This is a genomic window from Polynucleobacter sp. IMCC 30228 (assembly GCF_021395205.1).
Classification (GTDB): Bacteria; Pseudomonadota; Gammaproteobacteria; order Burkholderiales; family Burkholderiaceae; genus Polynucleobacter.
Map to the genome: position 1 here is coordinate 588,782 of NZ_JAJVCS010000001.1, position 13,418 is coordinate 602,199.

The 13,418-nt window shown below is 45.3% G+C and carries 15 protein-coding genes; 9 read left to right on the forward strand and 6 right to left on the reverse strand.

The genetic code is table 11. The annotated features are described in order from the left end of the window. The first annotated feature begins 16 nt into the window (after positions 1-16). The 7 genes from LZT21_RS03130 to LZT21_RS03165 all read left to right on the forward strand — a co-directional run bounded on the left by LZT21_RS03130 (position 17) and on the right by LZT21_RS03165 (position 5,882). Complete coding sequence (locus LZT21_RS03130) at positions 17-559, forward strand: DUF2878 domain-containing protein (protein WP_233937657.1); 543 nt, start codon at positions 17-19, stop codon at positions 557-559. 108 nt (positions 560-667) lie between these two features. After that, on the forward strand, positions 668-1,762 hold the full coding sequence (recA, locus tag LZT21_RS03135) for a recombinase RecA (protein ID WP_233924610.1): 1,095 nt from the start codon (positions 668-670) through the stop codon (positions 1,760-1,762). Further along, positions 1,755-2,261, forward strand: coding sequence for a recombination regulator RecX (gene recX / locus LZT21_RS03140; protein ID WP_233924612.1), 507 nt, complete (start codon positions 1,755-1,757; stop codon positions 2,259-2,261). The genes recA and recX overlap by 8 nt, the downstream gene beginning before the upstream one ends. Positions 2,262-2,351: 90 nt before the next feature. After that, entirely contained in the window at positions 2,352-3,518 is a 1,167-nt protein-coding gene (gene sucC, locus LZT21_RS03145) for an ADP-forming succinate--CoA ligase subunit beta (RefSeq protein ID WP_233937656.1), read from the forward strand. A 74-nt stretch (positions 3,519-3,592) separates the two neighbouring features. Further along, positions 3,593-4,486: a succinate--CoA ligase subunit alpha gene (sucD, locus tag LZT21_RS03150; protein WP_233924616.1), complete on the forward strand. Its 894-nt coding sequence runs from the start codon at positions 3,593-3,595 to the stop codon at positions 4,484-4,486. A gap of 81 nt (positions 4,487-4,567) precedes the next feature. Beyond that, positions 4,568-5,275 carry a TerC family protein gene (locus LZT21_RS03155; RefSeq protein ID WP_370634772.1) on the forward strand — a complete coding sequence of 236 codons (708 nt, stop codon included), beginning with the start codon at positions 4,568-4,570 and terminating at the stop codon, positions 5,273-5,275. Positions 5,276-5,399: 124 nt separating this feature from the next. Continuing rightward, entirely contained in the window at positions 5,400-5,882 is a 483-nt protein-coding gene (locus LZT21_RS03165; RefSeq protein WP_304610427.1) for a pilin, read from the forward strand. A gap of 54 nt (positions 5,883-5,936) precedes the next feature. On the opposite strand, the gene LZT21_RS03170 is transcribed toward LZT21_RS03165, so the two are convergent. Further along, on the reverse strand, positions 5,937-7,109 hold the full coding sequence (locus LZT21_RS03170) for a hypothetical protein (protein ID WP_233989216.1): 1,173 nt from the start codon (positions 7,107-7,109) through the stop codon (positions 5,937-5,939). Between the two features lie 21 nt (positions 7,110-7,130). Then, positions 7,131-7,607 (reverse strand): cyclic pyranopterin monophosphate synthase MoaC, encoded by a 477-nt coding sequence (gene moaC / locus LZT21_RS03175; protein ID WP_233924621.1) that lies wholly within the window; start codon positions 7,605-7,607, stop codon positions 7,131-7,133. 23 nt (positions 7,608-7,630) lie between these two features. Here moaC and LZT21_RS03180 point away from each other — a divergent pair, with 23 nt between their 5' ends. Next, positions 7,631-9,349 carry a M48 family metalloprotease gene (locus LZT21_RS03180; protein WP_233937506.1) on the forward strand — a complete coding sequence of 573 codons (1,719 nt, stop codon included), beginning with the start codon at positions 7,631-7,633 and terminating at the stop codon, positions 9,347-9,349. Between the two features lie 22 nt (positions 9,350-9,371). Here LZT21_RS03180 and LZT21_RS03185 read toward each other — a convergent pair whose 3' ends face one another. The 4 genes from LZT21_RS03185 to LZT21_RS03200 are packed head-to-tail and all read right to left on the reverse strand — an operon-like array spanning position 9,372 to position 12,008. Then, positions 9,372-9,806: a nuclear transport factor 2 family protein gene (locus LZT21_RS03185; RefSeq protein WP_233924623.1), complete on the reverse strand. Its 435-nt coding sequence runs from the start codon at positions 9,804-9,806 to the stop codon at positions 9,372-9,374. Between the two features lie 9 nt (positions 9,807-9,815). Beyond that, positions 9,816-10,919 carry a lipopolysaccharide heptosyltransferase II gene (gene waaF / locus LZT21_RS03190; RefSeq protein ID WP_370634758.1) on the reverse strand — a complete coding sequence of 368 codons (1,104 nt, stop codon included), beginning with the start codon at positions 10,917-10,919 and terminating at the stop codon, positions 9,816-9,818. Further along, a complete protein-coding gene (locus LZT21_RS03195; protein WP_233924672.1) occupies positions 10,870-11,079 on the reverse strand; it encodes a zinc-finger domain-containing protein in 210 nt (69 codons plus the stop codon). Before LZT21_RS03195 ends, waaF begins: the two co-directional genes overlap by 50 nt. A 5-nt stretch (positions 11,080-11,084) precedes the next feature. Beyond that, on the reverse strand, positions 11,085-12,008 hold the full coding sequence (locus tag LZT21_RS03200) for a branched-chain amino acid transaminase (RefSeq protein WP_233924624.1): 924 nt from the start codon (positions 12,006-12,008) through the stop codon (positions 11,085-11,087). 186 nt (positions 12,009-12,194) lie between these two features. Between LZT21_RS03200 and LZT21_RS03205 the strand changes: the two genes are divergently transcribed. Then, a complete protein-coding gene (locus tag LZT21_RS03205; RefSeq protein WP_233924625.1) occupies positions 12,195-13,418 on the forward strand; it encodes a phosphoglycerate kinase in 1,224 nt (407 codons plus the stop codon).

The following is a 13,418-nucleotide window of genomic DNA, read 5'->3' on the forward strand; positions in this document are numbered from 1 at the left end:
GCGCAAACAGTTCACTGTGCGACAAAAAATTGCTAATTTTGTTTTATTTCAGGTAGGCTGGTTTGCTTGTATTTTTGGGGGTGCCTTTGGCTATGTCATGGGTGCCGTAATTTTTTCCCTAGCCTTGGTAGCCGTTTCAGTCTGGCAGGCACCTTTTAAAAAGGCAGAAATCAGCTTATTCCTTAAAATTGGGCTGTATGGACTTGTTGGCGATACGCTGCTACAGCACTTAGGGCTTCTACACTTTAAATCCCCAGTACCCTGGCCATTTCTTTCGCCCATTTGGATGTGGACCCTATGGGTTTTATTTGCCACCACCCTCAATCAGTCGATGGCCTGGCTGCAGGGCAAACCTCTAATAGCCGCCTTATTGGGAAGTATCTTTGGCCCACTTTCTTACATAGCTGGCGTTGAAATGGGTGCGGCAACTTGGGGTAATCAAACCCAAGCCATTGTTTTAATTGGACTTATTTGGGCAATTGGCATGCCTATTTTTCTATTTTGGGCTAAACAAGTGCCAAAAATAGCACCCCTCACAGAAAAAAATAGCCCTAAATAAATTGAGTGCTTGCAAAGACTACTGTTTTTATATACAGTAACTCCTAAGTTGTTAGTAACAAAGAAACAGGACACGGGCCAAGCCCAGTTAAAAGCGAAAAGGATAGCCATGGAAGACAAGAAAAAATCAGCCTCATCCGAGTTTGACGGCATGAGCGGAGATAAACAAAAGGCGCTATCAGCAGCTTTAGCGCAAATTGAAAAACAATTTGGTAAAGGCTCGATCATGCGATTGGGCGATGCTGAAATCAATCGCGATATACAAGTTGTATCAAGCGGTTCTTTAGGGCTCGATGTTGCCTTAGGCGTTGGGGGCTTAGCGCGTGGCCGGGTAATAGAAATATACGGTCCTGAAGCATCGGGCAAAACTACACTCACACTGCATGCCATCGCCGAGATGCAAAAAATTGGTGGCACGTGCGCATTCATTGATGCTGAACATGCCTTAGATGTGCAGTATGCAACCCGCTTGGGAGTAGATGTAAATAACCTCTTAATTTCTCAGCCAGATACGGGTGAGCAAGCACTTGAAATTGCTGATGCATTAGTACGCTCAGGTTCAATCGATTTAATTGTGATCGACTCCGTAGCTGCATTAGTGCCTCGTGCTGAAATCGAAGGTGATATGGGCGATTCATTACCTGGACTACAGGCACGGTTAATGAGCCAAGCGCTTCGTAAATTAACTGGCACTATCAAACGAACCAATTCAATGGTCATTTTCATCAATCAAATTCGGATGAAGATTGGCGTGATGTTTGGCTCCCCAGAAACGACTACAGGCGGTAATGCCTTAAAGTTTTATGCCACTATGCGTTTAGATATTCGTCGCATTGGCAGTATCAAGAAGGGCGATGAAGTAGTTGGCAATGAAACCCGTGTGAAGGTGGTAAAAAACAAAGTGTCGCCCCCATTCCGTGAAGCGATCTTCGATATCATGTATGGCACGGGTATTTCGCGCGAGGGAGAAATTATCGACATGGGCGTTGAGGCCGACATCGTCGAAAAATCAGGCTCTTGGTATAGCTATAACACAGAGCGCATTGGCCAAGGCAAAGATAATGCGCGCGAATTCTTAAAAGAAAATCCAGAAATTGCTAAAGAAATTGAAGCCAAAATTCGGGAGAAATTAGGCGTTAAGTCGGGCACACAAGTGGTTGCCAGTGTGCTGAGTGATGAGGAACTCGAGTCGGCTGATGCCTGATTCAGGTGATGTTCTAAAAGCCCGTAAGTCGCAAAGCCCGAGTCTCAAAGCTCGGGCTTTGCGACTTTTATCTTTGCGCGAGTACAGCCGTAAAGACCTAGGTAGTAAATTAAGTGAATACGCCTCTCAAATAGACCTAGTCGAAGGCGATAACATGCTCACGATCGAAAGCATTCTCGATGATTTTGAGCAACGTGGTTGGTTGTCTGATACCCGTTTTGCCGAAGCTTTAGTGCGCCGCCGTAGCGAGCGCTATGGGATGCGAAAAATTCAAGGCGAATTAAATAGAGCAGGGGTCAGTTCCGAGCATAGCGCTGAACTACTTGAACAATTGAAGTTAAGCGAATTTACCCGCGCTAAAGAGCTGTGGGAGAGAAAGTTTGACCTTATCGCTACTGAACCCAAAGAACGTGCCCGGCAATACCGATTTTTAGTCTCCAAAGGCTTTAATGCTGATCTAGTGGCTAGAATTATCAGCGGTAAGCCCAATAAGCAGTAACTACCCTCGGGGCATAAAACGCTGCCTCGACACGGCAAAATGCTAGACTTACGCAGTTAAGCCCAGTCAAATCCCGTTTCAGGAGTAGTTATGAAAATTCACGAATACCAAAGCAAAGCAATTTTGCGCCAATTTCATGTTCCAGTACCCAATGGCATGCCTGTATTTAGCGTAGATGAGGCCTTACAGGCTGCAGAAAAATTGGGTGGTCCAGTATGGGTCGTAAAAGCACAAATTCATGCTGGGGGACGCGGTAAAGGAGGTGGGGTTAAGTTGGCAAAAAATATGGCGGAAGTAAAAACCTTTGCCAGTGAAATTTTGGGTATGCAACTGATTACCCATCAAACCAGCCCCAGCGGCCAAAAAGTACGGCGACTATTAATTGAAGATGGAGCCGACATCAAAAAAGAGTACTACTTCAGCATCTTGACCGATCGAGCCACGCAAAAAAATGTGGTCATGGCATCGAGTGAAGGTGGCATGGATATTGAAGAAGTTGCCGCTAAAACGCCAGAAAAAATTATTAAAGTCTTTGTCGATCCTTTGGTAGGATTAACCGATACTCAATGTGACGAAATTGCCAATGGTATTGGTATTCCTGCTAGTTCGTTACCTCAGGCGCGTGAAGTATTTAAGAATTTATATAAAACCTATTGGGATACCGATGCTTCATTGGTGGAAATTAATCCTTTGATATTAGAAGGAAACGGCAATATCAAAGCGCTCGATGCCAAGTTTGATTTTGATGCCAATGCCTTATATCGTCATCCCGAAATCGTGGCTTATCGTGATGAGGATGAAGAAGATCCCGCAGAAATTGAAGCCTCTAAATTTGATTTGGCTTATATCTCACTTGACGGCAATATTGGCTGTTTAGTTAATGGTGCTGGCTTAGCCATGGCAACTATGGATACCATCAAATTATTTGGCGGTGAACCAGCGAACTTTTTAGATGTTGGTGGCGGCGCTAATGCAGAAAAAGTCACTGAAGCATTTAAGATCATGCTAAAAAATAAAAGTGTGAAGGCCATCTTGGTGAATATTTTTGGTGGCATTATGAAATGCGACGTCATTGCTGAGGGTGTTGTTACAGCATGCAAAGCCGTTAACCTTTCAGTGCCATTAGTAGTGCGAATGAAAGGCACCAACGAAGATTTAGGCAAAAAGATTTTGGCCGACTCAGGCTTGCCCATCATTAGCGCCGACTCGATGGCCGAAGCCGCAACTAAAGTAGTGGCTGCAGTAAAGGCTGCTTAGTACTACTTCATACCCATACAAACTCGTTAGTTAAAGCCACTCATTTAGTTATCTCAATAATTAGGAATTAGATTATGTCAATTTTGATTAATAAAAATACCAAAGTGATTACCCAAGGAATCACGGGCAAGACCGGTCAATTTCATACTGAAAAATGTCAGGAATACGCGAATGGTAAAAATTGCTTCGTGGCAGGAGTCAATCCAAAAAAAGCGGGCGAATCGATTTTCAATATCCCCATTTTTGGCACGGTAAAAGAGGCTGCACAACAAACGGGTGCAACCGTATCGGTTATTTATGTACCCCCACCTGGTGCCGCTGCTGCTATTTGGGAAGCGGTCGAAGCGGATTTAGATTTTGTAATTTGCATCACTGAGGGTATTCCAGTGCGCGACATGTTGGAAGTACGCAATAAAATGCGCGCTAAGGAAGCCCAAGGTGGCAAAAAAACCCTCTTGTTAGGCCCAAATTGCCCCGGAATTATTACCCCTGAAGAAATCAAAATTGGCATCATGCCAGGCCATATTCATCGGAAAGGCCGCATTGGTGTGGTCAGTCGCTCGGGCACCTTAACCTATGAGGCAGTAGGGCAACTAACCGCAATTGGTTTAGGTCAATCAACTGCGGTAGGTATAGGCGGTGACCCCATCAATGGCTTAAAGCATATCGACATCATGAAGTTATTTAATGATGATCCCGAGACCGATGCGGTCATTATGATTGGTGAAATCGGTGGCCCAGACGAAGCAGATGCAGCTCGCTGGTGCCAAAAGAATATGAAAAAGCCCATAGTGGGCTTTATTGCTGGGGTTACAGCCCCTGCAGGTAAGCGTATGGGTCACGCTGGTGCATTGATTTCAGGCGGTGCCGATACGGCCGACGCAAAACTCGCAGTTATGGAAGAATGTGGTTTCAAGGTCACACGCAACCCATCGGAAATGGCGGTTTTATTAAAGGCAATGCTATAAAAAGCAAGTGCGTAGACTCAAGCAAAGCAGCATATAAAAAGATGATAAAAAAATAGGAACTGAGGAGATTTTATGGAATTAATGGCAGCATTTTCAGATGCATCGTTTTGGTTGGCGTTGGGCTCAATTATTGTGGCAAATATTTTGTTATCAGGCGATAACGCAGTGGTAATTGCTTTGGCCTCACGTAATTTGCAACCAAAACAACAAAAGACCGCAATTTTCTGGGGTAGTGCCGCCGCCATTATTCTCAGGGTAGTTTTAACCATTACCGCAGTGCAACTGCTGGGCTTACCTTACTTAAAAATCGTTGGCGCAATTTTATTGCTCTATATCGGCGTGCAATTACTAGCTGATAGCGATGAAGATCCCGAAATGAAGGCCGAGTCAAATATCTGGGGAGCAATCCGTACGATCTTGATCGCCGACTTAGTCATGAGTTTAGATAACGTTATTGCGGTTGCTGCAGCGGCTCAAAAAGGCCCTGAAGAAACGCGGCTATTACTACTCATCATTGGTTTGGGTTTATCCATTCCATTGATTATTTTTGGTAGCACCATGCTATTAAAAGTAATGGAACGTTTCCCTGTAGTAATCACCCTAGGCGCAGGCTTATTGGGCTTGTTAGCTGGTGGTATGTTTGTTGAAGATCCTGCTATTAAAGAAACGATTCAAGTGGCAATGGAGGATGCACATACCACTTTTGAAATGGTAGGGGTCGTGTTTGTGGTATTGCTGGGCACTTGGCTTAAAAGAAAAAATAGACGCAAACGAGCCCATAAAGCATAAGTGATTTACCACTTAATCTGAAAAGCCGACAAACAAAGTCGGCTTTTTCTTATGCCTAAACGGCTTGAGTACTTGAGCATATGAGTTGATCATCCTATTTTCCACTCGAAAAGGATAGTTGAACATGAAAAAACGTAATGGCTTTACCTTAATTGAGGTGATGGTTGTTGTAGCCATCATTGGCATCTTGGTGGCGGTAGCTGTACCTCAATACCAAGACTATATTGCACGAAGTCGCATTGTTGAAGGCATGAATTTATCGTCAAGCGCAAAACTGGCTGTTACTGAAGTCTTTGCCAGCCGCGGTACTATTGCTATGGATGAAGCTACGAAAGGCGCTTTCTCATTTGTACCAACGCGCAGCGTTAAGCTGATAGAAATTTTGCCAAGCGGTGCAATTGCTATCGATTTTCAGCAATCTGTTTCTGTTGATGGTAAAAATGCTTTAGTTTTAATACCAACCAATGATCCCGATGCATCAATGCCAAGCGAGGTTGATTTATCAAAGCCTGCAGGCATGAATTGGGCCGGCGGATGGTCTTGTCGATCTAAAGAGTCAACGCTGCCACAACAATTGTTGCCGGCCGAATGTCGCTCTACCAAATAAGGTAAGCCTAGCTGCAGACCTTGAAATGCCGTAAGTGAGTCAGCTTAGTATTTACTACTTAGTGAACTCATTTACGGTATTCATGTAATCACCATGTTTTCCACAGGCTCGATTGAAGGCTACCCCAGAGAAAGAAATCGCATTGCCAATGGGCAGCCATTGGCCCGTAATTGCTTCATTCAACTTATTTAGTTGGTATTTTTTATTTTGGCAATCAGCACGATAAGTCCAGAGAATTTCATCGCTTAACAATGTATCTAGCTTATATGAAATTAAGCGCATCTCTTTATTGCCTGTTTTCTTATCAGCTACAAGTTGCTTATACAGAATATCGAATACCACTGGCGGAGGCGGTAAAGGATCAGGTTTAATTGGTACAGGAGCTTTTGCAGGAGTTAATTTAACCTCTGGTAATGGCGGCTTAATTATTGGCGGGTCTTGGTATAAGAAATAATAACGCGCAGGGTTGCCAAAAACAGTGCGCCCACACAGCCTTACCTTAACCCAATGCATCGCCGTATTACCTTTAATGTCTTTCCATTCTCCTTGGCTGACGCCCAGATCATTTAAGCTTGAGATGGCAGGAGTTTTTGGCGGTGGCGCTGGTTTTTCTCCAGGAACAACAGGTACGAAGGGGATTGAAGGCGCATAGACTTCGGAAATTTGAGCTTTAAAGATATTCAGAGCGCAGTCAATTTCAATCAAAGCAGGCTGCAAAATAATGATAGGCACTACTTTTTTGACAAGCTTTGGGTCTAACTTCAGATCAACCGTCTTTTCCGCCATCTGACTAGAGCCCATATCTGCCGGTGGAGATAACTTCTGTTCTAGCTTAGGATCAAGCTTTGGCTCTACAACTACTTCAATAACTTCCGGTGGGTTCGCTGGATGAGAAATGCCCACTGGGGGTGCATCTAGAGCAGCTTCCTTGGCATTTGCCGGAATACCAATTTTGGGCCAAGGCTGACCCTTAGCTTTAGTGAGTACTTCTAAGCTAATTACACCCTCATCATTCTGCTTAAGGGTGGTGGGGTCATAAAACCATTCGAGATTAGCCGAATCTACCAAATAGGCCCAATCGTTAAAAGTAAATGGCTTTAAGGGTGTTTGGGTATTTTTTTTGTCTGTAGCTGTGTAGCCGGGAAAAAAAGGCGCAAGCAAGCTGGAACAACTAGCAGTTAAAAGCAAAACAGCGCACAAAAATAGGGAACGGAAAAATGCGGTCATATCCCCTATCTTAATTGCTTCCTACTTAGCCTTCCACTCCCCGCTCTTACCGCCACTCTTTTCTAAGAGCTTGATATCACTCATGACCATGCCACGGTCTACTGCTTTGCACATATCGTAGATGGTGAGGAGGGCGACTTGGACTGCGGTGAGGGCTTCCATTTCGACACCGGTAGGGCCCGTAGTCTCGGCACGTACTTGGCAGTGAATGGTATGGCTTTTAGCATCCGCTTCAAAATTGACGCTAACGTGACTTAGGGCAAGGGGGTGACAAAGGGGGATCAAATCAGCTGTTTTTTTGGCCGCCTGAATTCCTGCAATGCGGGCGATTCCTAAAACATCCCCTTTTTTATGGCTTCCTGCCTCAACCATGGCAAAGGTTTCGGCCAGCATGCAAATAGAGCCAGTAGCAATTGCTAAGCGCTGGGTATGGTCCTTATCTCCCACATTAACCATATGGGCTTGACCGCTATCATCAAAATGTGTGAGTTTATTCATAGGATAAGTTTTACCATAGAGGGATGGAAATCGAAATTTTGGATAAATTGGGTCAAATTTGCTACCGCCGTCTGCGGCAATGGATTACGCTTAGTTTAATTGCTGCACTTGCTTTACCCATGCCCTTGATGATTTCAACAGCACGGGCTGCCGATGTGTCGGTGCAGGGTAATTCGGCTATTTTAGAAAATTTAGGGAGAGCTGTGCAATCGCCGGATGCACGCTCGAGTAATCTGCCGCCGCGATCGCAAACTACAGAGCGGCCCACCTTGTTATTGCCCGACATGGGCGATCCTGGTGGTAATGCATTGAGCCCATTAGAAGAGCGAAAGATGGGCGAACGGATTATGCGTGAAATTCGTCCTGACCCTGATTATTCAGACGATTTACCAATTTATGATTTTTTAAATGAAATGGAGCGACGCCTATTGCAAACTGCCAAAAAATTACAATTGGGCGGAGCAAATAATCAAGGTAGCGCAGCTTATAACTATGAAATTTTCTTAGTAAAAGACCCCTCAATAAATGCTTTTGCTTTACCAGGCGGGTTTATTGGTTTTCACACTGGCCTAATCGTGGCAGCAGAAAGTGAGTCTGAGGTTGCATCGGTGATGGGACATGAAACTGGACATGTGTTGCAGCGGCATTTAGCACGACAAATGGACAAGCAAACCACCAACACTATGATTGCTTTAGCGGGCGCCTTGTTGGGTGCATTAGCGGCAGCAAAAAATCCGGCAGCAGCCCAAGGCTTAATGACTGGCGGGCAAGCCTTAGCAATTAATAATCAATTATCGTATTCGCGGGATGCCGAGCGCGAAGCAGATCGTATTGGCTTTGAAATTTTGCAAGGCAGTGGTTACGACGTGAATGCAATGCCTTTATTTTTCCAGCGCTTACAAAAAGCCACTGGCATTATGGATAAAGGTATTCCAGAATATGTACGCACCCATCCTTTAACGACTGATCGTATTGCCGATATGCAAGATCGAGCTCGGGTCGTGCCCCCACGCAATATACCCCCATCAATTGAGTTTTATTTAATTAAAGCGCGCGCCCGAGTTGAACAACAAAGTAGTTCGAGTGGTTTATACGATTTACGCTTAATCTTTGATGGCTTGAGTAAGCAATCTCAAGCAGAAAAACAGCTAGAGGGCTATTACGGCTTAGCTTTAGTAGCTCAACGGCAGGGCAAAATTGATCAAGCAGAAGGGTTTTTACAGAAGGTCCGAAACCTGACCCAGGCCGTCATTGCCCCAGGCTCGCCTATTCAGCGCCAAAGCATTTCTTTAGATGTTACAACTGCTGAGCTGGCCATGGCCAAAGGAAAATTAGCGGAGTCTTTGCAGATTGCTCAAGCCAGTGTGAAAGCCTTTCCACAGTCGTATGCGGCGCCTGTAGCAATGATTAATGCTGAATTAAAACTCGGGCGCAATGCTGAAGCGATTTCTTGGCTGAAAAATCGCACTAAATTACAAGCTTCAGAGCCTTTATGGTGGTCTTTGTTAGCCACCGCCTATCGGCAAGATAATAAACTGGCGTTACATCATTACGCTTTGGCAGAAAAATTTGCTTTAGAAGGTGCTTTACCATACGCAATAGATCAATTAAAAATCGCTCGCTCAATTGGGGGTAGTGATTTTTATCAAGCCTCTACAATTGATGCTCGCATTCGTGATTATCAGCGGATGTTTCGCGAGCAACAGCAAGATGAAGGCAGACCAGGGCGCCAACCGAGTTAAGCCCATGACTTAGTGTAGGGACTTAGTGTAGGCCGTGATGTTTAGTAGGTAGAGGAAAATTTTCTTCAGTTGAGCGGCTTGCATGTAAATGAGCAATGCGCCATCCTTGGCTATCTTGCAAAATAACCAAAGTAATATTTAAGAAAAATTCGGCTTCAATTTGATCGGGCTGAAAATGAACCGCTTCAGTGGTGTCATAAATGGCAGTACCTAATGTCGCATGGGACATGCTGTAAATGGGCTCAAGAAATAGAGCTCGGGTCGCTAAGAGCCGCTCTAAACCCTTGCGAATTTCAGCGTGGCCACTTAAGCGTTGCCCTTCAGGCAGAACACAAGTAATGTTGTCATCGTCTAACCAAAGATCAAGTGCACCTTGTACATTTCGGTGAGCCAAGGTATTTCGCCAGGCATCTACTAATTCATCGGCATTTTGAAACAGGCGAGCAAGGCTGGGCATCTCGATTTCCTAAAGATTCAAGGCAGTAAAAACCTGCGCTGGAGTAATTTCTTGTAAACAGGCTAAGGTGCCAAGCGGACAGGTGCGCTGGTAGCAAGGACTGCAAGGTAAGTGTAACCAAATGACGCTAGCTTTAATCGATTGGGGGGGAGTATGGTGTGGGTCGCTTGAACCAAAAATAGCCACTTGCTGAATTTCTAAAGCTGCCGCAATATGCATTAGGCCTGAATCATTGCTCACCATTGCTTGACAATTTGCAATGGTAGCAAGTGCCTGATTAAGGCTAGTGGTGCCACACCAATTATGTAAACGGGCGGTGTTAATCCCCGAATTTTTTGCTTGTTCCTGAATAGATTGACCTATTTCATGATCGCTAGCACTGCCTAAAATGATGATGTGGGCGCGCATATTGTGTTGCAAAATCATCGCGGCAAGGGCCGCAAAGTGTGAACTTGGCCAGCGTTTTGCTGGGCCAAATTCTGCGCCGGGTGCCAAAACATAGAGCGCCGCAACGTCAATTTTTTCTTTGGCTAAGCGTTGCTGAATTTCAGTTTGATCCTGATCAGGAATAAATAAACGCGCTGGCTTACTGGAGACCAACTCGCCTATAGGTAAGGCTAACTTGGGGAGCAAATGCAATAATTTGGCGTAGTGTTCCACCATCGGCCCGCGCGCGGTTTGCGGTGGATTAGCTAAAGCATGGGTGATTAATCCCCAGCGCATTTCTCCACGATAGCCAATTCGAACAGGTATTTTTGCCAACCAAGGGATGAGGGCAGCTTTTAAACTATTCGGCAAGATAAAACAGGACGTGTAATGAGCCAAACGGAATTGTTGTGCTAGTTGCAAACGCGTACGCCACTGTAATTTGCCGTGCTGAAGTGGCACCTCAATTACCTGATTCACTTCGGCGCAAGCGCGATAAATAGGCGCCACCCAAGGCGTTACGAGCACATCAATATGGCAAGTAGGAAGTGCCTGCTTAATGGCCGCAATGAACGGCTGACTCATCACCGCATCACCAATCCAATTTGGGGCGATGATGAGGATACGAGTAACCGAGTTAATGGCCGTGGGGCGCGGTTCCGGGAATGAGGCGATATTCTGTTCCACAATAAGGACACTTTGCTTGACCCGTATCGACGATATCGAGAAAAACGCGCGGATGTAAATTCCAGCTAGGGCTTGCGCCAGGAGGGCAGTGTAAAGGCAAATCTTTACCATCAATCATGATGGGCTTTAAGTTTGCTGAGGATTCGGTAGTCACTTGCATTGTCATTACTTCACTAGGGTTAGCCATGACTTATAACGCTCATTTTTCCCATAGACCGTAGAGAAAAATACATCTTGAATTTGCTTGGTAATAGGTCCTTTTAGGCCATCGCCAATCATCCGATCATCAAGCTCACGAATCGGTGTTACTTCAGCTGCAGTGCCCGTGAAAAACGCTTCATCGGCGGTGTAAACTTCATCGCGCGTGAGACGCTTTTCTTTGACTTTAAGCCCTAGGTCATGAGCAATATCAATAATTGAGTCGCGGGTGATGCCATCTAGGCACGAAGCAAGATCAGGGGTATACACAATACCGTTACGCACCATAAAGAAATTTTCACCCGAACCTTCCGAAACATATCCTTCGGTATCTAGAAGTAGCGCTTCATCATAGCCGTTGGCAGCGACTTCTTGGTGCGCCAAAATAGAGTTAATGTAGTAGCCTGATGCTTTTGCGCGAACTAATGAAGAGTTCACAAAGTGGCGCGTGAAGGAGGATGTCTTTACGCGAATTCCTTTATTTAAGCCGTCTTCCCCAAGGTATGCTCCCCATTCCCAAGCGGCAATGGAGGTATGAATGGTATTGCCGGTGGGCGAAACCCCTAATTTTTCTGAGCCAATAAAAACAATTGGCCGAATATAGCAAGCCGCTAATTTATTATCTTTAACGACATCGATAATGGCTTGGGTAATTTGCGCTTCGTTATAGGGAATTGGCATTTGGAAAATTTTCGTGCCATTAAAGAGGCGCTTAACGTGTTCTTTAAGGCGAAAAATCGCTGGGCCATCAGGAGTTTTATAAGCCCGAATACCCTCAAATACCCCCATACCGTAATGCAGGGAATGGGTGAGTACATGAATATTGGCATCACGCCAGGGAACCATCTTCCCATCAAACCAAATAAAGCCATCGCGGTCAGACATCGACATGTTTTTACCCTTTGTAGCAGTTTAAGAAAAAGCCCTTTGAAGCCTATGAGCCAAGCTGGCTAGGCATTTAAAGCACTTATTGTAGAGCAGGTAAGCTCTTTATTGAGCGTGCCAGTAAAGAAGGTGGTGGGAGAGGTGAGTTTTCATTAAAATGGAGGCCATTTCCCTTAATTTCAGCTGCCTTCTATGCCTGCCACCCTTTTTAATGTTAAGCGCCTTAGCGACCTCGTAACCACGGGTCAACTGCAGGGCAAGCGAGTACTAATTAGGGCTGATTTGAATGTACCCCAAGATGAAACCGGAAAGATCACCGAAGAGACCCGCATTAGGGCCTCGATGCCCGCAATACAAATGTGCCTCGATGCGGGTGCGGCGGTAATGGTTACATCGCATTTAGGTCGGCCTACTGAAGGGCAATTTAGGCCAGAAGATAGTTTGGCGCCAGTGGCTCGCCGTATTGCGGAATTATTAAATCGCAAGGTTGCGCTAATTAGTGGCTGGGTTGATGGTGGCTTTGAAGTGAAACCAGGTGAATTAGTACTCTTAGAAAATTGCCGTCTCAATGTAGGCGAAAAGAAAAATAGCGAAGTCTTAGCCAAGAAGATTGCCGCATTATGCGATGTCTACGTTAATGATGCATTTGGCACTGCACACCGTGCCGAAGCCACCACTTATGGGGTTGCCCAATTTGCCCCCATTGCCTGCGCCGGCCCTTTAATGGCGGCAGAATTAGATGCCCTTAGCCGTGCGCTGGCCAATCCAAAGCGCCCGCTGGTGGCAATTGTGGCTGGATCCAAGGTTTCTTCCAAGTTAACCATCTTAAAATCATTAGCGAGCAAAGTTGATGAATTAATTGTCGGTGGCGGAATTGCTAATACATTTATGTTGGCCAAAGGCTTGCCAATTGGCAAATCGTTAGCTGAGCCCGATTTAGTGCAAGAAGCACGCGACATCATGGAGTTAATGGAAAAGCGCGGTGCGCATGTACCGCTTCCCGAAGATGTGGTGGTCGCAAATGAGCTTTCACCTTTAGCCAGAGCCAATCGAGTAGCAGTTAGCGAGATTGCACCCGACGATATGATCCTTGATATTGGTCCAAAAGCAGCAGCAAAATTATCGATTATGTTAGCTAATGCTGGCACGATTGTCTGGAATGGCCCCTTAGGGGTATTTGAAATTGACCAATTTGGTGGTGGTACCAAAATGTTAGCTGCGGCAATTGCCCATTCACCTGCGTTTTCAATTGCTGGCGGCGGCGATACTCTAGCGGCCATTGCGAAATATGGCATTGAAAAACAAGTCGACTATATTTCTACGGGTGGTGGCGCATTCCTCGAATTTCTTGAGGGGAAAACGCTACCAGCTTTTGCAGTATTGATTGAACGAGCCAAAGAAAATAATAAAGAATAA